We start from the raw sequence: 22,396 nt of genomic DNA on the forward strand, positions 1-22,396 counted from the left end.
TTATTTTTAAAATTTGATAAAAAAACTAACAAATAGTTCCCAAAATCCATAAACCAAAAAAGATGCTTATTTTTGTGGACTATGAAACATTTTCCAGAGAATTTATCCGCAAAACTTGAAATTCGAAAGCAGCTTAATGCTTTGCGAAAATTACCTTTGTCAAGTAAAAAGATTGATTTTTCTTCCAATGATTACTTGGGTTTCTCACAATCAGAAATTATTTTTAACGAAACGCATCAGCATTTGATTGCCAACGGAATCATTCAAAACGGAGCAACCGGTTCCCGACTATTATCGGGTAACCATAAACTGTATCAAGAAACAGAAGACTTTATTGCAAGTTTCCACCAATCACAAACAGCGTTAATTTTCAATTCAGGTTATGATGCCAATATTGGTTTCTTTAGTGCTGTTCCACAAAAAGGAGATTTAATTTTATACGATGAATTGTGTCATGCATCTATTCGGGACGGAATTCAACTGTCGAATGCCAAAGCCTATAAATTCAATCACAATGATTTTGAAGACTTAGAAAAATTAATTTTACGGAATCCAAATACCAATATTTATGTTGTCACTGAATCTGTTTTTTCAATGGATGGTGATTGTCCTAATCTGGAAGAATTGGTTTCGGTTTCAACTAAGCACAATTGTTATCTTGTTGTTGATGAAGCACATGCTTTGGGTGTTTTTGGTTCGTCAGGAGAAGGATTCGTTCAGATGCTGGGGTTGCAAGATCACGTTTTTGCCAGAATTATGACTTTCGGTAAAGGTTTGGGATGTCATGGAGCCACGATTTTAGGTTCGGTTGAATTGAGGGATTATTTAATAAATTTCGCCCGAAGTTTTATTTATACCACAGGGCTTTCGCCACATTCCGTTGCCACAATTTTTGTTGCTTATCAGCATTTAAAACAGGATTCAGATTCCATTTTAAAATTAAGAGAAAATATTATTTCTTTTAATCAGCAGAAGAATATGTTGGGTTTGAAGCCGCTTTTTGTCCGAAGCAAATCAGCTATTCAATCTGCCATTATTCCAGGAAATGAAAAAGTAAAAACTATCGCCAACAAACTGCATGAAAAAGGATTTGATGTAAAAGCCATTCTTTCGCCAACTGTTCCAGAAGGCCAAGAACGTCTCCGTTTTTGTTTACACAGTTACAATTCGCGAGAGGAAATCTCTGAAGTCTTGCGATTGTTGAGTACTTTTGTTTTTATGGGACGCGGATAATACGGATTTAACCGATTAGCACGGATTTTAAATTTAAAATATATACGATGGGTGATTTGTTGCATAAGAATTTGAGCGACACTATTTTGAAAATCTATTTTGAAGTTTACAACGAACTTGGTTATGGGTTTCTTGAAAAAGTGTATCAAAACGCAATGTATTTAGAATTAAAATCCCAAGGGTATAAAGTAGAAGCTCAAAAACAAATTAAAGTATATTACAAAAGTCAATTGGTAGGTGATTATTTTGCGGACTTATTGATTGAAGACTCTATTATTCTTGAACTTAAAGCCTGTGGATGTTTGTTAGACGAGCATAAAGCCCAACTTTTAAATTATCTAAAGGCTACTGATGTAGAAATTGGATTGTTATTAAACTTTGGAACAACTCCAGAATTTAAAAGGTCTATTTATACCAACGACAGAAAAAAACTAAAATAAATTTTAAAAAAAATCCGTGACAATCAGTTAAATCTGTGTCATCCGTGTGCCAAACTTATGAAACTATTTATAACAGGAATTGGGACCGATGTAGGTAAAACCATCGCGTCAGCCATTATTACAGAAGCTTTAGAAGCTGATTATTGGAAACCTGTTCAAGCAGGCGATTTGGAGAATTCTGACAGTCATAAAATTAAATCTTTTTTGTCCAATGAAAAAACAGTGATTCATCCTAACAGCTATGCTTTGAACACACCAGCGAGCCCACATCTTGCTGCTGAATTGGACGGAATTGTGATTGATTTAAAGAAAATTATTGAACCCAAAACAGAAAATCATTTGGTTGTTGAAGGAGCGGGAGGTGTTTTCGTACCGTTAAATGATACTGATTGTGTGATTGATTTAATCCAAAATGACTATAAAGTGATTGTGGTTTCCCGACATTATTTAGGAAGCATCAATCATACTTTGCTTACGATTGAAGCCTTACAAAACAGAAAAATAGTAGTTGCAGGGATTGTTTTCTCGGGAGATGAAAATAAAGCGACAGAGAAAATAATCTTGAGTAAAACCGGCATCAAATGTGTTGGAAGAATAGTACAAGAACCCTATTTTGACCAAAATGTAATCAAAGAATATGCTGATTTGTTTAGAGAAAATTTTCTGAAACTTCAATAACAATAGCAGTTTCAATGGTAATTGTAAAATCAAAAAATCAAATGAACTTAACTGATAGAGACCGCCAATATCTTTGGCATCCGTATACCCAACACAAAACTGCAGCGTTACCAATTGCCATTAAAAAAGGAAAAGGCGCTTTGCTTTGGGATGAAAACAATAAAGAATACATTGATGCAATCGCCTCTTGGTGGGTGAATCCCTACGGACATTCGAATACGTTTATAGCCGATGCGATTTACAAACAACTCACGACATTAGAACATGTGTTGTTTGGTGGATTTACACATGAACCCGCTATAGTAGTAGCTGAGAAGTTGATTGAGATTTTACCAAAAAACCAACAAAAAATATTCTTTTCTGACAACGGCTCTACGGCTGTTGAAGTCGCTATTAAAGTTGCGTTACAATATTTTTTCAATAAAGGAGAAAAGAGAACTACCATAATTGCTTTCGAAAATGCTTTTCACGGGGATACTTTTGCAGCCATGGCAGCGAGTGGAATTTCCTTTTATACTCAAGCTTTTCAAGGGATGTTTATTGATGTGGTTCGAATTCCGGTTCCGGTTAAAGGACAGGAGCATGAAAGTTACGATACTTTACAATCGGTTATAAAAAATAATAATTGTGCGGGTTTTATTTTTGAGCCATTGGTTCAAGGAGCCGCAGGAATGGTGATGTACGAACCGGAATCGTTAGATAAATTGATGCAAATTTGTCAGGATAATAATGTCCTAACCATTGCGGATGAAGTAATGACAGGCTTTGGGAAAACCGGTAAAACTTTTGCAACGGATTATTTGGTGGAAAAACCAGATATGATGTGCTTGTCCAAAGCTTTAACCGGAGGAACTATTCCTATGGCGATTACGACTTTTACTCAGGATTTATTCGATGCCTTTTATGATGACGATATCAATAAAGCGTTGTTTCATGGACACACCTTTACAGCAAATCCAACAGGTTGTGCTGCAGCTTTGGCTAGTTTAGAATTGTTGCAAACCGATGAAATGCAAGCGAATATAGTTCGTGTGAATCACAGACATTTGGAGTTTCAAGAGCGCGTGAAAAATCATCCAAAAGTAACTACAACAAGAGTTCTTGGAGTCATTTTTGCTTTGGAAATAGAAACCGAAAGTTCAGCCAGTTACTATGGAACTTTGCGCAATAAACTGTATGATTTTTTTATCGAAAACGGAGTAATTCTGCGTCCGGTTGGTAATATTGTCTACATTTTGCCTCCTTACATTGTTACGGATGAACAATTACAAAAAGTATATCAAGTCGTCGAGAATGCTTTAGAAATAGTTTAATTTTTAGCCACAGATTAAAAAATCCGGTTTTATCGGTTTAGATTAGTATCATCCGCGTGGCATTTTTTGGCCACAGGTTTTACGGATTTTAACGGGTTTCCACAGATTAAAAAAATCCGTTTTTGGCCGCTAAAATCCGTGTCATCCGTGTGCTAATTTCACGAAAAACTTTGCGACCTTTGCGGAAAATAAAATATCTTGTCAACAACAATCTCCATAACCGCCATAGCTTCCATTTCTCCATTGGGTACTGACTCAAAAATAATTTGGGAAAACTATCTCGAGGAAGACCATTGTTTTACCGAACATGTTTTAGACAGTAAGAAAACTTTCGTTGCTAAGTTGGACAATGATTCAAAAGAAGTTATTGATGCTCTACAAAATTCAGATAACAAATATAAGTCTTTAGACAAGTCGGTTTTGTATGCGATGGCAGCTTCGCGAAAAGCGATGCAAAATGCGGGTTGGACACAAAAAGATATTTTTGGGATTAACATTGGTTCGTCTCGTGGCGCAACAGATTTATTCGAAAAACACTATCAGGAGTATTTAAAAACTGGGAAAGCACAAACTTTAGCTTCTCCAACGACGACTTTGGGAAATATTTCTTCTTGGGTTGCCCATGATTTACAAAGTTCTGGCCCTGAAATCTCACATTCTATAACTTGTTCTACTGCTTTACATGCCGTGTTAAACGGCGTGGCGTGGCTTCGAGGCGGAATGGCCGATAAATTTCTTGTTGGTGGTAGTGAAGCGCCTTTAACTGATTTTACAATTGCCCAAATGCGGGCTTTGAAAATTTATTCGAACAGTACAGAAGTATATCCGAATCGGGCGCTTGATTTGGAAAAAAGCCAAAACACCATGATTCTTGGTGAAGGTGCCGGCGTATGTTGTCTCGAAATAGGAAAAAAAGAAAACGCATTAGCTTACATTGAAGGAATTGGTTATGCTACGGAGATTCTGGAGCATAATATTTCTATTTCGGCGGAAGCGACTTGTTTCCAAAAATCAATGAAAATGGCGTTGCAAAATACTGATTTGTCCGAAGTTGATGTCATTGTGATGCATGCACCGGGAACCATAAAAGGTGATTTGACAGAATATAAAGCGATAGAAAAGATCTTTGGCGAAAGCCTGCCTTTATTGACTACCAATAAATGGAAAATTGGACACACTTTTGGAGCATCGGGAATATTGAGTATGGAACTCGCTATATTGATGATGCAGCATAATCGGTTTATTGGAGTTCCTTTTGCGGAAGCACAAAAACAAATAAAACCTATAAAAAAAGTACTGATTAATGCAGTAGGTTTTGGTGGAAACGCAGTGAGCTTGCTTTTGAGTTTGTAATTTTTTGTGATTATTTTATTCTTCTTGTAAATTCTCCAGCTCTTTAATTTTTTCATAAACTAAATTGCTCTCGAATCCCTTGCGTAATAAATAATCACAGCATTTTTTACGTTTTTTTAGCACATTTTTTTCTTGAATGGATTCCCAATTTCTTTCTGAGACGGTATGAAAAGTGGATAAATATTCCTCTGTAGTGATTTCTTTTAGTGCCAAATTAATATTGTACTGCGTGATTTTTCGAAATTTCAATTCATTTACAATTCTGATTTTTCCCCAAAACTTGATGCGGTGTTTTCCTCTTGCGAAACTGCAAGCAAAACGACTTTCATTCAGAAAATTATCACTGATAAGATGTACTAAAATAGCGTCAATTTCATCAGAGTCCATTTTCATGCTTCGTAACTTCTGAACTACTTCTTCGTGACAGCGTTCTTGATAGGCGCAATAATGCTCTAGTTTATGAATAGCCTCTTTTACAGAAAAAACATCTTTCATGATTAAGATTTTTAATGAAAGAGCAAAAATGCAACAATAGCAACTAATAACCTAGTGTAACAGTTTTTGTTAAAAGGAACTTTATCTGTGAAACGATAGATAATATGGATGTGATTAGAGTATAAATTGTTAAAAAACAGAATTTAATAACTAGATCTAAAATCTAAACCTTAAAATTTTTTGTAAATAAGATTAAGTTAAAACAAATTTAAAATCGTTTTACTGTTATTCATCAGCATTTTTTTTATCAAAATTTAATATTTATTTTTTAAACAAAGCTAATTTCTTGGTTCCTTTCATAAGGTATTACTAATGTTGATTTGTTGCGTCTTTAATCGTTAAAACAAGTATTACATCGACTAATTTGTTTTTAATTTAAAACATGATGTTATATTGCTAAAATTTATATTATCTGAAATATTAAACCCAAATATAAAATAAGATTAACCTCTCATAACAATGCCTTATGAATAAAAAAATACTCAGCACAATCTTTTTCTTTTTTCTGATGCTACCGTCTTTTGGACAATGTGTTATTTATACAGCTTCAATCACAAGTACAAGTTCATCTTGCAATATAGGTTCTCCTGGAACAAGCAAATTGAATGTTGTAATATCTGGTGGGGTAAGTCCTTTTACAGTAGTTTATAGAAATGAAATAACAAATGTACAGACTACGGTTCTTAATTACACAAGCAATTCTGATATCGTTATCAATGATGTACTTACTCAAACAACACCATTTACATTGGTTTCGGTAACCGCAAGTAATGGTTGTCCAGCTACTTTACAAAATCCAAATACAAGTGTTTTGTTTTATAAAGTTCCAGCCATCCCTACGGCAAACATAACTAATGCCTCTTGTCCGAATGATTCTAATGGTAGTATAGCTATTACGAATCAATTTTATCCATCATCTTTAGTGTTTAATGGTGTGAAGACAACAACAGCTGCAACACCAGAAGATCCTCACGTTGATTTGGGTGGCAGATTATTATCTAATAGAAGCCGGTTTTCAGCAGAAGGCTGGATAAAATTTGATAAAACCAAGTATAGAAACAGAATGTCATTATTTGGGCAAAACGATGTTGTTGAGTTTGGCTTTGAGGGTGATAATTTATTGTGTTATACTGCTGGAGGTGGGACTGTTACATCTCCATTAGCAAATTATCCAAGTGATAACGCTTGGCATCATATTGCAGCTGTGGGGAATGGTACATCTTTAAAGCTTTATGTTGATGGAAATGAAGTTGGATCTGTAAATAGGACAACATCAAATTACGGTAATAACACAACCTATTCAACAAAAATAGGTTGGGGGGTTTTAGATGTTGGTGGTATTGGTTTTATTGGTGAGATTTCAAATGTGGGTTTTTGGAGTAGAGCGCTATCTATTGATGAAATAAAAGGTTTGGCTTCGGGGTTTACACTATATAATTCTAAACAAGTAGGATTGTTGGCTGGATATAATTTTACTGAAGGTTCAGGAACAAATGTCGCTCCAATAAGTAGTACAACACCCGCTCCTAGTAATGGAGTTTTTAATGGAGTAACATTGCCTCTTTGGGTAGATCAAAGTACATACAATTGGACATCTAGTGTAGCAGGTTTTACTCCTTCAACAAGTAAGTCTTTAACAGGACTTAGACCTGGGGTATATAATTTAAATATTACAGTTAATCAAGGGTGTTCAAGAACAACTCCTTTTACTGTTGGTGCTACAAATAATGTTACAACTCCTGCGACTCCAGGAGCAATTACAGGGGATGTAAGTCAATGCCGTTCTTCTACAGCAAGGTATAGTATTGCTGCGGTGCCTAACGCAGTAAGTTACAATTGGACTACTACTGGTTCAGCAGGATGGACGATTACTCCTGCTGCTAATGGATTGTCAGTTTCGGTGGCTTTTAGCGCTGGAGCTACTTCTGGAAACCTTCAGGTTACGGCTACAAATGGTTGCGGTACATCTACTCCACGAGTAGCTACTGTGACAATAAGTACTGTAGATAATACATGGAATGGAAGTGCGTGGTCTACGGCATCGACACCATCAAGTACACTTAAACAAAGAATTATTTTTATGGGTAATTTTAATCAAGATGTAGATTTAGTAGCTTGCTCTTGTTTAGTGTCAGGGTCTTCAGCAGTTACAATTAGTGAAAACAGGACATTGTTTGTTACTAATGATGTTGAGGTAGCAGTAGGAGCAGTTTTGACTTTTGAAAACAATGCAAGTTTGGTTCAGGAAAATTATAGTCCATCTAACGTTGGGAATATAGTATACAAACGCAGGACCACTTTAATTAATAAGTTTGACTATACGTATTGGTCTTCTCCTGTTTTTAATCAGATACTATTCGATGTATCTCCTAATACATTTTTTGATAAGTTTTTTTCCTTTAATGCAAGTACAGATACTTGGCAACAAGAGAGTACGGCTAATCCAATGGATGTTGGAAAAGGTTACATTATTCGAGGTCCTCAGTTTTTCCCTTCACCAAATCCGCCATCTGGATACCACGTAGCTATTTTTAAGGGGCGTCCAAATAACGGTCCTATTGGAATTGCAATACCGTTTTTAGTTTCTCAGTCATCAAATCTTATTGGGAATCCATATCCTTCGGCTATAGATGCTGACTTGTTTTTAGCGGCGAATAATTTAATTTTAGATGGGACTCTTTATTTTTGGACACATAACACACCGCCAAGTAATGCTATTCCTGGTGATGCAATCTATAATTATACTTCAAATGACTATGCTTCTTATAACGGTGTTGGAGGTACTGCAACATTACCCGCTTACTTGGGAGGGGTAACTCCATCGGGGAAAATTGCAGCAGGACAAGCTTTTTTTGCAACAGGTATAGCTGCTGGTACAGCGGTATTCAACAATGGTATGCGCGTGTCTGGTGGTGCTTCAGGACAGAATAATTCTCAGTTTTTCAAGACAAGTAGTACAAAATCAAAAGAAACTAACTCAGTAGAGAAACACCGTATTTGGCTTAATTTGACTAACACACAAGGAGCTTTCAAACAAACTTTGCTTGGTTATGTTACAAATGCTACTAATGGATTAGATAAGGCTTTTGATGGGCAGAGTTTTGATGGAAATGAGTTTATAGATTTTTATAGCATCAATGATAATAAAAATTTGACAATACAAGGAAGAGCATTGCCATTTGATCAAAATGATGAGGTAGCATTGGGCTATAGTTCAACTATTGAAGGTGCTTTTTCAATAAGTATTGATCAAGTGGATGGAGTACTAACCTCTGAAGATGTTTTTATTGAAGATAAAACGACCAATACAATTAAAAACCTTAAAGAAGGAGCATATAATTTTTCAACAACAGCAGGGTCTTTCAACGATCGTTTTGTATTGCGTTATAAAGATAGAACTTTGGGAACCGATGACTTTGATAAAACAGAAAATCAGGTTTTAATTTCTAAAGATAAAAATGAACTAAAAATAAAATCGGAACTCGAAAGTATAAAACGCATCACAGTTTTTGATTTACTTGGAAGAAAAATCTTTGATAAAGAAGCCGTAAATAGTAATGAATTCCGTACATCAAATATTACTTTAAATAAACAATTAGTAGTAGTCAAAGTAATATTAACCAATGGAAAAGTAATCACTAAAAAAGTTATTTATTAGAACAATAGAATAATTTCACAGTCCTTATTAAAAATCCCACTCTGTTTGTTCAGGATGGGATTTTTTGCTGGAATAAAACAAAAATATTTTTTGATTTAGGCTAAATATCACTAAATGTGGGTATTGTGTAGATTAATCATTGTCTTTACATTTATAGATGCTATTAATCAAAGTTGAAATTATGAGTGGTATTACAATTCATAATAGCAGCCTAAATCCAATCTAAATTTGAAAACAATATTAGTTTACTTTGCTATAGTATTTGGTCTTTTGTTTCAAAATAAAGCTTATTCTCAACAAGGGAAATCAGATGCGACATTTAATGTTTACGATGATGGTTTGCAAGGTGATGGTTTTGATAATACAGTCAGAACGGTCTCTTTGCAAACAGATGGTAAATTGATTGTAGGAGGTGATTATTTTAATTTTATCGGCGCAGTAACACCGTATTTATGTAGGTTGTTTCAAGACGGGTCTAAAGATACTTCCTTTAATCTAGGCACAAGTTTTAATGGTAGAGTGTACTGTTCTTTAATACAATCTGACGGCAAGATTATTTTAGGAGGTTCTTTTACAACCTTTAATGGAATAAGTGCAAACCGATTAATTCGATTGAATAGTGATGGCTCCATTGATACTACATTCAATACATCAGTAGCTGCTAGTAGTGGAATAGTGTATGGACTAGCTTTACAAACTAATGGAAGCGTGGTTATTGTAGGCAGCTTCACGAAATACAACGGAATTACAGCTAATCGAGTAGCCCGGATTTTACCTAACGGGAATTTAGATGCTGGCTTTATCACAGGATTAGCTGCTAATGGATTAGTAGAAGAAGTCCAACTTCAGCCTGATGGCAAGATAATTTTAGCAGGTTCATTTGATTCTTTCAATGCAATTAATAATAGTAAGATAATTAGATTAAATGCGGATGGGAGTTCCGATGCTTCATTTGTTAGTGGCTCGGGTTTTAGTGCTAGTGTGTCAGCTCTTGCTTTACAACCTGATGGGAAAATTATTGCAGGTGGGAATTTTGTAACCTATAACGGAATTACAGCAAATAAAATAGTTCGCCTAAATATAGATGGTTCTGTTGATGCCAGTTTTGTTTCAGGTTTAGGATTTAATACTGGTGTCGTTGAGGTTATTAAACTAAATTCGGTTGGAGCTATTATGGTTGGAGGCTCTTTTACAGGAACTTATGACGGAGTAGATGTAAATCGGTTAACGTGTTTGAGCTCTAATGGAGTTTTAGACCCAATATTTGATATTGGTGCAGGCCCATTTTCTGCATCAGTTCTGGATGTTGCAAATGCATCCGATGGTTCTTGGTATGTTGGAGGCTCTTTTTCCATTTTTGATTCACAAAATCAAGGACGACTAGCTAAAGTTGACCCTTTTGGAGCTTTAGATATTGGGTATCTTACTGCTGGAGTAGGTTTTGATAATTCAGTTTTGAAGGTGCTTTCCTTATCAGATAACAAAACAATGGCATTTGGCAATTTTACTAAGTTCAACGGAACTATTTGTAACAGAATTTCACGTTTGTCTGAGGATGGTTCTATTGATTCTTCATTTAATATGTCTGGTGCTGGCGCAAATAATATTATTAGAAGTGCAATTATACAAACGGATAATAAAATGGTTTTAGCAGGAGCTTTTACAACGTACAATGGTGTAATTGTAAACAGAATTACCAGAATTCTTCCTGACGGGCTTTTAGACCCAACATTTATCACCGGATTAGGTTCAAATAATCAAATTTATGCACTCGCATTACAGTCAGATGGAAAAATAATTATTGCTGGAAATTTCACAAGTTATAATGGGGTTTTAGTAAATAGAATTGCCCGGTTATTACCCAATGGAATTCTTGATCTCACTTTCAATACAGGCATAGGAGCAGATGCTATAGTAGAAGCGGTTTTGTTGCAGCCGGATGGAAAAATAGTTTTAGGGGGACGTTTTGCTACTTTTAATGGTGTTTCTTATAATCGAATGATTCGTTTGAATACTGATGGAAGCATTGATGCAGGATTTGTTACAGGATTGGGTTTTGATAAAAATGTGTATTGTATAGAGAAGCAATCAGACGGAAAGTTAGTAATAGGAGGTTCTTTTTTAAATTATAATGGATCTGCTACAAAACGAATGCTGAGATTGAATTCTGATGGAAGTTTAGATACGGGTTTTGCTACTGGAACTGGCTTTAGTAACGGAGATATCAGAGCTATTTTAATTCAGCCTGACAAACGGATTTTGGTAGGAGGAACTTTCTCTGGAGCTTATAACGGAACGTCTGTAAAGCGAATGATTCGACTTTTGCCTGCTGGTGCTTTTGATGAAACTTTCTCGGCGGATTTAAATAGTCCGCTGTATAGCATGTGTTTTACTCCGGACAATAAAGTGATGATTGCAGGCAATTTCAACTCTGTTTCGGGTGTGGCAAAACATCGGGTTGCTCGGTTACTTTTGTGTTTGGATACTACTGTTTGGGATGGTTTAATTTGGAATAATGGTTTGCCTTCTTCAGAAAAAAGAATTGTTTTCAATGGGAATTATCCTGTTTTAAATTCTGTGAATGCTTGTTCATGTTCTATCAGTTCAGGAATTAGTGTTGGTGTTCCAAATGGAAATACGTTGGGTTTAGTTTTTGATTATTCGGGTTTAGGAACATTAATTTTGGAAAATAATGCCTCACTTTTTCAATCTGAGGATCAAATAACAAATACTGGACTAGTTGTCTATAAACGCGAAACAACTCCAATAGTCAAATTTGATTATACCTATTGGTCTTCTCCAGTTTCTGGCCAAAGATTGGTTGATGTCTCTCCTGATACATTGTCAGATAAGTTTTTTTCTTTTAATGCAGCTTCTGATTCATGGAGCAATGAATCACCAACTAACGTAATGGAGTCCGGTAAAGGATATATCATAAGAGGCCCTCAAAGTTTTTCAACAACTGTTCCAGCTATTTATGGAGGGGTTTTTTCAGGCATTCCTAATAATGGGATTGTCTCAGTTCCTATAAGTATAACAGATACTTCAAATCTCATAGGGAACCCTTACCCATCTGCCATTGATGCGAACCTTTTTTTGAAATTAAATGAAAAAATCATTGATGGGACACTATATTTTTGGACACATAATACACCAATTACAAATAATGAATATGCATCAAATGATTATGCTTCCTATAATTTATTAGGTGGAGCAGGAACAAAAGCCACAAATTTGGGTATTAATAATACAATGCCTGATGGTAAAATAGTGGCTGGTCAAGCTTTTTTTGTTACTAGTGTGAATGGTGGTGGAACTACCTTTTTTAACAACAGTATGCGTGTGATTGGGCAAAATGCGAGTTTTTTTAAATCAAGTACAACTAAAAAATTGAAATCAAATGTGATTGACAAACACCGTATTTGGTTGAATTTGTACAATAATGAAGGTGCTTTCAAACAAGTTTTGATAGGATATGCAACTGACGCCACTAATGATTTTGATAGTTCCTTTGATGGAGAGAGTTTTGATGGGAATGATTATTTAGATTTTTATAGTATTAATCAAAATAAGAAATTAGTAATTCAAGGAAGGTCATTGCCATTTAATGAAACCGACGAAATAAAATTAGGTTACAAAGTTAAGATAGCAGGAGATTTTAAGATTAAAATTGATCACTCAGATGGTCTTCTAGCGGATCAAAATGTTTTTATTGAGGACAAATTGACTAATAGTATTGTTGATATAACAAATGACAGTTTTGCTTTTCATACAACTGTCGGAACATTTGATGATCGTTTTTTATTGCGTTATATAAATAAAACTTTGTCCGTAGTCGATTTTGCCGAACAGAAAGAGTCAATTTCTGTATCAAGTAAAAACAAACAGTTGCAAATTAATTCAACCAAAGGATTTATAAATGAGATTGTTATATACAATTTGGCAGGAAGAAAAATATATCAAAAAAATGATATAAATGATGTTAATTTTTCGGTTTTTAATCTTCCTGTTGGACATCAAGTCTTGCTGGTGAAAATACTTTTGCAGAATGGTCAATCAGTTACCAAGAAAATAATGTTTTAAAGAAAATAGCATAAAAAAACCATCTTTTGAGCCAAGATGGTTTTGTGTATTTGTTCAAAGCAAAGTTTATTTTTCTTTACCGGATGCTTCAAGATTTCTCTCGATAGTGTGTCCTGGTCTTGACCATTTTGGTTTTTCACCTAATGGAGCAAATTGAGAATCTTCCGCCTCAACAGTTTGTGGTTGAGAAACTTTTGTGAATGGTTTTTGTGGATTTAAACCTAACATTTCAAACATTTTCATGTCTTCATTTACATCAGGATTTGGCGTGGTAAGCAATTTATCTCCGGCAAAAATAGAATTGGCACCAGCAAAGAAACACATAGCTTGACCTTCACGGCTCATATTCATTCTTCCGGCTGATAAACGCACTTGAGTTTCCGGCATGATGATTCTCGTAGTGGCTACCATTCGAATCATTTCCCAGATTTCTACTGGTTTTTCTTCTTCCATTGGAGTTCCTTCAACAGCTACCAATGCATTTATTGGTACAGATTCTGGTTGTGGGTTTAATGTAGAAAGTGCTACAAGCATACCTGCTCTGTCTTCGATGCTTTCTCCCATTCCTATAATTCCTCCGCTACAAACGGTAACATTCGTTTTACGAACATTCTCTATCGTTTGCAAGCGGTCTTCAAATCCGCGTGTTGAAATCACTTCTTTATAGTATTCTTCTGAAGTATCTAGATTGTGGTTGTAGGCATATAAACCTGCTTCTGCCAATCGGTGTGCTTGGTTTTCAGTAATCATTCCAAGAGTACAGCACACTTCCATGTCCAGTTTGTTTATGGTACGAACCATTTCAAGGACTTGGTCAAATTCAGGGCCGTCTTTTACGTTTCTCCAAGCTGCTCCCATACATACACGCGAAGATCCGCTTGATTTTGCACGTAAAGCTTGTGCTTTTACTTGGCTAACTGACATTAAATCATTTCCTTCAATTTCAGTATGGTAACGGGCTGCTTGTGGACAATAGCCGCAATCCTCAGGACACCCCCCAGTTTTTATGGACAATAAGGTCGAAACCTGAACTACGTTTGGATCATGGTGTTCTCTATGTATAGAAGCTGCTTCAAAAAGCAAATCCATCATAGGTTTATTATATATTGCGATAATTTCGTCTTTCGTCCAATTGTGTTTTGTAATACTCATCGATGCGATTTTTTGATGCACCAAAAGTAGTTAAATTGTTCTAAAGAAGCAACGCAATACGATTGAAAAGGAATTTAAGTACTATTTTTGTTGAGCTATGGCATTATAAAAATCATAGATTAGTCTATACATAATTTTTGATGTATAATGTTCCTCTTCTGTTATTCACAGTTTAGTATTTACCATCTGAACGGCGTGTGAGAATTTATTGATTGTGACCGAGGTGCTATAAAGATTATTTGCCAATAATATTTTTTTTAAGATTTGCTTCCATGTTTGTCAGAGGAATACCGGGTATCCCAATATAACATTAGCATGAATGTAACGATAACAGCAGATACGATTCCTTCAAATAACAATGAAATCGAATAAGTCATCACCGATGGGTCTCCGCCAAATAAAAAGGTTTTTGATAATGAGCTTACATAAGCATCACCACCTTTTGAGTAGCTGTAAATTATCAGTCCAATGATGCTTAAAAATATACCTGTAAGTGATGTGATTAATGCTGAAACAGCATTGGAAACCAAAATTGTTTTACCTTCGGCAAAATTTGATTTTAAGGTTTTTTGGGTTCCATAAAATACAAACAGCACATTAATCAGACGTAAATAATATAAATCGGCAAGACCTAAAGCCTCCATTAATAAGAAATAAAGTCCAACTCCAATGAAAATAATAAATCCGTTTAATAATTCTTTCGGTAGTTTCATATGGCCAGTTTTAAAATTTAAAAATTACACCTTATATATGAGAAGCAGTGTAGTTTAATCAAATTTACAGAAAAAATAGCAATATTTTATGAAAAAATAAAAGATTTTTATTCTGAATTAAAATTTATTCAAGTAGCTGAGTGATTTTTTTTTGTCTTTTTCAAGTTGTTCTTTTAGGTGCTCTACAGATTCAAACTTTTGTTCTGAACGAATCCTCTGCAATATTGAAACACTGATTTTTTGATTGTATAAATCAGCATTAAAATCAAAGTAATGAATTTCAATAGTCTGTTTTTGTCCGTCAACAGTAGGATTGAAACCAATGTTCATCATTCCAAAAACGGTTATTCCATCAATTATACTTTTTACAATATAAACTCCGTTTTGAGGAATCAGTTTGTAATTTTCTTCAGTTTTTAGGTTGGCCGTTGGAAAACCAATGGTTCTTCCTAGTTGTTTTCCTTTGACAATACTTCCGGTTAGGAAGTAATCATATCCTAAATAATCATTAGCCAAAGCCATATCTCCTTCTAAAAGGGCACTTCTGATTTTTGTAGAACTTACCGAAATGTCATTGATTTCTTGAACTGATATTTGCTCTACTTCAAAACCATATTCTTTTCCATAAGCGATAAGATCATCGATGTTTGCTGTTCGATTTCTTCCAAATCGATGATCGTGACCAATAATTATTTTTTGGATATGAAATCGATCAACAAGAATGTCACTCACAAACTCTTCGGCGGTTAGTCTCGAAAAAGCTTCGTCAAAAGGATGTATAACAAGGTTTTCAATGCCAATATTTTCGAGCAAATCTATTTTTTCGTCTATAGTATTGAGTAGTTTTATATCAGAATGTTCCTGTAATACCATTCTGGGATGCGGAAAAAAAGTAAGAACTAAGCTTTCGTATTTCTGATTTTCGGTATTTTGAGTTATTTTTTTTAGGATTTTTTTATGCCCAATATGTACACCGTCAAAAGTGCCTAAGGTTAGAATCGTTTTTTTTGTGGAGCTGAAATCGTTTATAGAATGGAAAATCTTCAAAGCAAGTGTTTTATAATGGTGCAAATTTAAGGTATCCAATCGATATAACTAAAAAAGGATTGAAAACTTCAATCCTTTTTTAGCTCATTGTATGTTTTTTATTTTTTAATAAACCGAATTGTATTTGTTTCGGATTGATTTTTCGATAGCTTTAAAAAATAAATACCCTGTGTTAAATTGGAAACATTAACACTAAGGTCTTGCTGTGATTCGATTTTTTTCGATTTTATTATTTGACCTAAGCTGTTGATAATAGTGTAAGCCTCTGGAAAATCCAATTTGTTGTCAACAACTATGTTCAATAGATTAGACGTGGGATTTGGATAGAGATAAACTGAATTTAAGTTTTTAACCTCATTTGTTGATAGTGAATTGATGCTGAACTTAGTTGTATCACTAGCTCCAAACTCATCTCCTGAAGCAATAACTTCACCTGACGGAGTATTTAATACATAAGATCCTGCTCCATATTTACAACAAATACCGTCGTCTTGACTGTCAAATATCGAAAAAGTGTAACAGTCGTTACTAGGAAGGTTAAAGCTGGTCGTTATTAGGGCTGGAAGTTGTCCAGCTACCGCAGTATCAGTATAAGGTCCGCCTTCGTACAATATGACTCCAGCTGTATTTGTTAGTTTCCACGTAGTTTCTGTGCCGTAGCGGTCTAATTGTAGTGAGAAGTTTACGGTATTGGATGAATAGTTTAAACTGTTTTCAATGTTAAAATTAACTGTACTGCTGTTATTAGAGGTGTTTTGATCAGTTGTGCTATTGACACTAATTATGGTGGAACTAAAATTATGATTCCCTACTGTTGTTGTTAAGCTGCTTAAAGTAATGTCTTGTGATTGATTATTGGCAAGATTACCAGTCCAGTTGTAAGTTTGTAAGTTTTGATTATCAATGCCATATTGTATAAACGCTTGAGTTAAAGGGGAGGTTCCTTTATTTGTAATTTTTATGACTGGCGAGAAATTGCTACTACAGTTAATATTTAGAGTTACAATCATAGTCGAGGCATCATTGGCAAAAGTGACTCCTGGAACAAGCGCATCAGAAGTTTTTAACGAAACTCTTCTTGTGGAATTGTTCATAACGGTTGTCATACGAGTTTTTTGGTCTGCTGTAAATATATTCATACAAGCATCATTCGTATAGTCCATGTAGTTTTCAATCATGTCTAACTCTGGAGATGTCGGGCAGGAATCAACACCTGTTGGACACCCTTCATTTTTATCTCCTGCATTAGGAGTATCTGCACAAAAATCGTCTATGTCGCACCCTGCGTCATCTCCCCAAATATGTCTTAATCCGAGCCAATGTCCTACTTCGTGTGAGGCAGTTCTGCCTTTGTCGTAATCGGTCCCGTATGTTCCTCCTGGAAAGTAGCTTGATGAGCCAAAAAAGGCATAACCAATAACCACACCATCGGTATTAGCTGGTCCTTCATTTGGAGTTATTCCCGATAAGCCGGATGCGTTTGGAAATTGTGCATATCCTAAAAGATTGTTTCCCGTGAATTTAACTACCCAAATGTTAAAATATTTTTCAGGATCCCATTGTGTCTGGGGTTTTACAATGGCATCAATTTCATCAGTTGACCAGCTTTCTTGTCCTAAGTCTACACGGTTTATGCCATTTGATGAAATCCCGGATGGATCCCGTTTTGCCAAAGCGAATTCAATTTCAACATCGGCTCCTACGGGATTGGTATTAAAACCCGGAGTCCCTGATTTTTTTCTAAAATCCTCGTTTAGTACCTGTATTTGCGAGATTACTTGTTGGTCAAATATGTTTTCCTCGGAACCTATGATATTTCCATTGTGAATAACGTGAACTACAACTGGAATTGTTATGACTGCGTTTTGTCTTAATCCTTTAGGGGTGTTTTTTCTATTTTCTTTTTCAATGGTAATTTTTGGGGTAATCCATTGTTCAAATTCGGAAGTTGACAGTCTATTTGGGTTTTTGGTTTTCAAATATTCTTCGTATTCTGTAGTTGCACAACGAATTAGAGAACCTTCTTTGATGGTTTTCTTTTTTCCAAAAAGGACGACCTCAGTTGAATTGTTTACTTGAGCAAACGAATAATTGACTGAAAAAAAAAAGGAGAGTAGGAGTATAAAAGTAATTTTTTTCATGTTATAAGTTTGTTGTTTTTTATCTAAAAATTTTTGATATGAGGTGTTAATTTTTCTGACAAATAATAAAGAAGCATTAAAATTAATTATTATTATTGTCTAATACAAATTAATTCAAACACCATTTGATTAACAGTCAGTAATGTATCGAGTTTATTTTCCGTTAAATGTAGTCATAGTGTTTTCTAAACCTGCAGTTCCAAATGATTTTATAATCTCCGAAGCCAGTTCTAATCGTTCAGAAAGCGCCAGTTTCTCTGCGTCATCCCATTCGCCAAGAACATAGTCAACTTGTTTTCCTTTTTTGAATTCGTCGCTGATCCCAAAACGGAATCTAGTGTAGTTTTGCGTATTCAAGACAAGATTGATGTTTTTTAAACCGTTGTGTCCGCCATCACTTCCTTTCGGTCTGATGCGGATGGTTCCAAAAGAAAGATTCAAATCATCTGTGATTACAAAAATATTTTCGAGTGGAATTTTTTCTTTTTCCATCCAATACTGTACTGCTTTTCCGCTCAAGTTCATATACGTATTGGGCTTTAGTAGTAGAAAAGTCCTTCCTTTAAACTTATATTCTGCAAGCGCCCCGAGTTTCACGGTTTCGAAGTTTAGGCCTTCTTTTTTAGCAAGGAAATCAACTGCTTTAAAACCAATATTGTGTCGGGTATTGACATATTCGGCGCCAATATTGCCGAGTCCGACGATTAAAAATTTCTTCATATATGCTGTGTTGTCGTCTGTTTCTGTTTTTGAAAACAGGCTGTTGAGCCATTTCATCATGATGCAAAAGTAAACTTAATTTTTGATTGATGATTTTGCTGGAATAAATTTGTGGGTTTTGTTGAAGTCTAAAATGAAAATATTTTAATCATTGGAATTACTTCAAAAAATACAAGAGGACTGTATGTCCTCTTGTATTAGTTTTGATGTTAGGTGCACTCGGTTCCTTTCAACGTGAGTTTCATTGTTTGTGCTGCGCACGCAAAGAAGCATCTAGTTGTTGACGGCAGTTAATTATTTTTTTTCCTGCAAATGAATACATAAGTGACGCTTGATTGTAATGGAGAACATTCTCTATCACTTATTTTTTTGCAATCCATCAATTTGTATAACTTTAGATAAACATCTTTAGATTTTATATTACTAAATTCTAATCTGCTAATATACCGTGGAGACATACCACTTTTTGTATTTGAAAGATAAAATTCCTCAAATTTTATTGTGTTATCATTTACATTAGAACTAATAAAGCTAAAACCTGAATTTACAAACAAGTTTTTAATTCGTTCAGCATCTACCTGAAAATCTGCATTTGTATTAGAAAGATTTGGAATGGGTGTTACATTCGAGGCTAGTTCTATTTTGATTTCCTTATTTGTATTCTCCGCTGACGAATTACTTTGTTTAGCATTACAATTCACATATCCATTTTTGTTACAGTCTTGGTCTTCAAAACAAACTTCAGAGACTTCAATTTTATATTGGTCGGAATTGTTGTTTTCAATTATCGCTTTGGCAGTTTCAAAGTCGTTTGAATAGATTTCACTTGGTTTAATTTAGTAGGTTAGTGTTGCATTTTGTGGATTGTTATTACCAATAATTAGTTTATATTTTAATTGTACTGCTTTTGAATAGTTGTTTTTAACTGCAACACCCCAAGAGTAAAACCCTCCATCTTTATTATATTCATAATTTTTACGGTAAATGCATAATTTTTATAACATTCATTTTGATATGCTCTGTCATTATAGTTTATATTATTATTTATAGGTGGCGGTTCTTGCCTAATTGGTTTGTAATCTCCTGTTGCCATAACTTGATTGCCTTTCTTGTTCTCAGTTTTTACTTGTCCAGAAAAATAGTCAATTGAAATAATAAAATTGTAAGTAAAAATATTTTTTTCATTTCTATAAGTTGTAGTACCGAGTATTCAAAATGCGGATTTCGGCTTTTCCTTTTTTTTGGATAAATATTATGTTTTAGTTCCTAAAATCGATACCCAAAAGACAACCCTGATCGCAATCCTGCCCAAGGACCTGTAAGAGCCATTTTTCCTCCGCGATTATTGGTTGTTATTGTAGTTTCAAATTTTGCGCCAGAAAGATCAATATCTTCTAGCGACTCTTTTAGTTGAACTTGTTCATCTTGAGTCAAAACTCGGTCGGATATTCCATCAAAATTGCCTTCGCTGGTACCATAATGTCCTCCAATTATCCAAAAATCTAAAACCCAGTTATTCTTTTTGCCTAGAAACCACTGACTGCCTAACATAAGTCCAAAGCTGTTTCCAGTCATTTTGCCAGAAAAAGCAACAGGAACGGCATTCTCATCAAAATCATCAATATACAATGTGTAAACAACATTGTCCATTTGTACTTTAGATTGTCTGTAATAGGGAGCTAAATAAAAGCCATGACCATATCCTTTGCCTAAATAAAAACGGGGTTCAATAGTAATTTGTGTATTGGAGAATTTTGCTTCATTAAAATTGTAATCACTATCGTCTTCTTTTAAAAATTTGTTTAATAAAGGAACTTCTCCTTCGGGAATTTTTCCGTAAGAAACAGCAATCGAGAGCCAACTGGTTAGCGATCTTTCATAAGTTAAGTTGTAATTGCGAAAGATATAAGCAGTAAGGTTTGTTTTTACTATGTTTTTTTTATCAATAGGTGATTGTGAGTATGCCGACATAAAAAACAGTAGCAATAATACAGGGATAAGTTTTTTTGTTTTCATAAGATTAAATATTTTGATAGTAATTATTGGTTATTATGTTAGTTTTTGGGAGTTATTTACTCCTTCAAAAATTTAATTTGCTGTTTTTTGTCCTCTGAAACAGCCTGTAACAGATACATTCCCTTAGCCAAATTTTCAACATCGACTTGAGTTGTGTTTTGGTTTTGTTGCAGGATTATTTTCCCTGATATATCCGTTACAATTACTTTGTCAATGGCAGTGTTAGACGCGTTTTGAATGGTTAGAAAATTTTTAGCTGGATTTGGGAATACGGTTATTTTATTATTAGCTATTTCTGGTTGTTCAGTACTCAGGTTAATAGAACTGTTATAATTATAGGTTGTTCTGCTGCTAAGAGTATAGCTACTGGTTGACTGATTATAGGAATAGCTATTATTTCCCTGAACTTTATTAATATGCGGAACATCTTCAAAAATATAATCTAGTCCTGTTTTGTCTTTAAATGGATGTGCAAAACTGGACATTAAGTTGAATGTATCATAAGTATATTCATATTTGTTTTGGGCAAGGCTACCATCGGGATACTTATAATACTCTGTTTCTCGAGTTTTGTTGCCCGTAGCATCCCAGTCGTATTCGGTTTTTGTCCCGTTTTCTACCCATATAGTGTTGAAGTCATCCCATTCTGCACTTTTGGTTGTTATCATTTTGTTGTTAGAATTGTAGGTATATAATGTTCTATATGAATTAACCCATTGTGCACCAATCCATTCTTCGGTTACCTCTGATGTTAGTTTATTGTTCGCGATATAACTTAATGTTATACGATCTTCATTTACCCATTGCGAACCATCCCAGTCATACCATAAAAAACCACTAGGTAAATTGTTAGTATTATAGGTTACGACCGTTTTTCCATCTATTAACCAATTTGAACTCATCCATTCATAATATATAGCTTCCGTAAGTTTTTCGCCAGTATAGATGTAGGTGTCTTTATATGAATTTTCGAGTGTATTGCTAGGTGAATTCCAAGCTGATTTATAAAGTTCTTCCGTAACTTTATTATTGGCATTATAGGTGTAACTTGTTTTTTCCTTAACTTCCCAAGCACCAATAGTATTCCAATCTAGGCGGGTTTCTGTAATTAGGTTGTTATTACTATCGTATTCATAATTGTAGCCACTGCTATTATTCCAAATGCCGTTGTAATATTGTTCGTCAAGACTGGACATTAATTTGTTTTGTCCATGTGCTGCAATCGTAAAAACGATTAGCATCAATAATGTAATTTTTTTCATGATTGTTTGGTTTTTAATTGTTGTCTATTTCTGGAAAACTCACATACAATCCATTTCTCAAAAGTTTTTCATTTAATTTTTTAAATAAAAAT

General features: G+C 34.6%; 17 protein-coding genes. 7 read left to right on the top strand and 10 right to left on the bottom strand.

The features are described from left to right. Nucleotides 1–81 precede the first annotated feature (81 nt). The 5 genes from ACXX80_RS06015 (at nucleotide 82) to ACXX80_RS06035 (ending at nucleotide 5,017) form a co-directional block, all read left to right on the top strand. Nucleotides 82–1,233, top strand: a complete 1,152-nt coding sequence (locus ACXX80_RS06015) for an aminotransferase class I/II-fold pyridoxal phosphate-dependent enzyme (RefSeq protein WP_458552419.1) — start codon at nucleotides 82–84, stop codon at nucleotides 1,231–1,233. 47 nt (nucleotides 1,234–1,280) lie between these two features. After that, complete coding sequence (locus tag ACXX80_RS06020) at nucleotides 1,281–1,673, top strand: GxxExxY protein (protein WP_417990873.1); 393 nt, start codon at nucleotides 1,281–1,283, stop codon at nucleotides 1,671–1,673. 57 nt (nucleotides 1,674–1,730) lie between these two features. Beyond that, complete coding sequence (bioD, locus tag ACXX80_RS06025) at nucleotides 1,731–2,351, top strand: dethiobiotin synthase (RefSeq protein ID WP_458552420.1); 621 nt, start codon at nucleotides 1,731–1,733, stop codon at nucleotides 2,349–2,351. A gap of 41 nt (nucleotides 2,352–2,392) precedes the next feature. Beyond that, nucleotides 2,393–3,664 carry an adenosylmethionine--8-amino-7-oxononanoate transaminase gene (bioA, locus tag ACXX80_RS06030; protein WP_458552421.1) on the top strand — a complete coding sequence of 424 codons (1,272 nt, stop codon included), beginning with the start codon at nucleotides 2,393–2,395 and terminating at the stop codon, nucleotides 3,662–3,664. 198 nt (nucleotides 3,665–3,862) lie between these two features. Continuing rightward, on the top strand, nucleotides 3,863–5,017 hold the full coding sequence (locus ACXX80_RS06035) for a beta-ketoacyl synthase N-terminal-like domain-containing protein (protein WP_458552422.1): 1,155 nt from the start codon (nucleotides 3,863–3,865) through the stop codon (nucleotides 5,015–5,017). 15 nt (nucleotides 5,018–5,032) lie between these two features. Here the strand turns inward: ACXX80_RS06035 and ACXX80_RS06040 are convergent, their stop codons facing one another. Further along, nucleotides 5,033–5,512 (bottom strand): regulatory protein RecX, encoded by a 480-nt coding sequence (locus ACXX80_RS06040; RefSeq protein WP_458552423.1) that lies wholly within the window; start codon nucleotides 5,510–5,512, stop codon nucleotides 5,033–5,035. Between the two features lie 466 nt (nucleotides 5,513–5,978). Between ACXX80_RS06040 and ACXX80_RS06045 the strand changes: the two genes are divergently transcribed. Beyond that, entirely contained in the window at nucleotides 5,979–9,170 is a 3,192-nt protein-coding gene (locus ACXX80_RS06045) for a RemA C-terminal-like gliding motility protein (RefSeq protein ID WP_458552424.1), read from the top strand. Nucleotides 9,171–9,398: 228 nt separating this feature from the next. After that, on the top strand, nucleotides 9,399–13,253 hold the full coding sequence (locus ACXX80_RS06050) for a RemA C-terminal-like gliding motility protein (protein WP_458552425.1): 3,855 nt from the start codon (nucleotides 9,399–9,401) through the stop codon (nucleotides 13,251–13,253). Nucleotides 13,254–13,319: 66 nt separating this feature from the next. On the opposite strand, the gene bioB is transcribed toward ACXX80_RS06050, so the two are convergent. The 9 genes from bioB to ACXX80_RS06095 form a co-directional block, all read right to left on the bottom strand. Beyond that, nucleotides 13,320–14,405 carry a biotin synthase BioB gene (gene bioB / locus ACXX80_RS06055; RefSeq protein ID WP_099713823.1) on the bottom strand — a complete coding sequence of 362 codons (1,086 nt, stop codon included), beginning with the start codon at nucleotides 14,403–14,405 and terminating at the stop codon, nucleotides 13,320–13,322. A 257-nt stretch (nucleotides 14,406–14,662) separates the two neighbouring features. Next, nucleotides 14,663–15,118, bottom strand: a complete 456-nt coding sequence (locus ACXX80_RS06060; protein ID WP_458552426.1) for a hypothetical protein — start codon at nucleotides 15,116–15,118, stop codon at nucleotides 14,663–14,665. A gap of 117 nt (nucleotides 15,119–15,235) precedes the next feature. Next, entirely contained in the window at nucleotides 15,236–16,165 is a 930-nt protein-coding gene (locus ACXX80_RS06065) for a bifunctional riboflavin kinase/FAD synthetase (RefSeq protein ID WP_458552427.1), read from the bottom strand. Between the two features lie 98 nt (nucleotides 16,166–16,263). Then, on the bottom strand, nucleotides 16,264–18,306 hold the full coding sequence (locus tag ACXX80_RS06070) for a M43 family zinc metalloprotease (protein ID WP_458552428.1): 2,043 nt from the start codon (nucleotides 18,304–18,306) through the stop codon (nucleotides 16,264–16,266). A gap of 153 nt (nucleotides 18,307–18,459) precedes the next feature. Continuing rightward, nucleotides 18,460–19,086, bottom strand: a complete 627-nt coding sequence (pth, locus tag ACXX80_RS06075; RefSeq protein WP_458552429.1) for an aminoacyl-tRNA hydrolase — start codon at nucleotides 19,084–19,086, stop codon at nucleotides 18,460–18,462. 230 nt (nucleotides 19,087–19,316) lie between these two features. Further along, the gene (locus ACXX80_RS06080; protein WP_458552430.1) at nucleotides 19,317–19,727 is read right to left on the bottom strand and encodes a hypothetical protein; all 411 of its coding nucleotides are present in this window, start codon (nucleotides 19,725–19,727) and stop codon (nucleotides 19,317–19,319) included. Between the two features lie 191 nt (nucleotides 19,728–19,918). After that, nucleotides 19,919–20,119, bottom strand: coding sequence for a hypothetical protein (locus ACXX80_RS06085; protein WP_458552431.1), 201 nt, complete (start codon nucleotides 20,117–20,119; stop codon nucleotides 19,919–19,921). A 173-nt stretch (nucleotides 20,120–20,292) separates the two neighbouring features. Continuing rightward, on the bottom strand, nucleotides 20,293–21,042 hold the full coding sequence (locus tag ACXX80_RS06090) for a DUF3575 domain-containing protein (RefSeq protein WP_458552432.1): 750 nt from the start codon (nucleotides 21,040–21,042) through the stop codon (nucleotides 20,293–20,295). Nucleotides 21,043–21,098: 56 nt separating this feature from the next. Beyond that, nucleotides 21,099–22,304, bottom strand: coding sequence for a T9SS type A sorting domain-containing protein (locus tag ACXX80_RS06095; protein WP_458552433.1), 1,206 nt, complete (start codon nucleotides 22,302–22,304; stop codon nucleotides 21,099–21,101). Between the last annotated feature and the right edge of the window lie 92 nt (nucleotides 22,305–22,396).

It is taken from the genome of Flavobacterium sp. GNP002 (assembly GCF_054343795.1).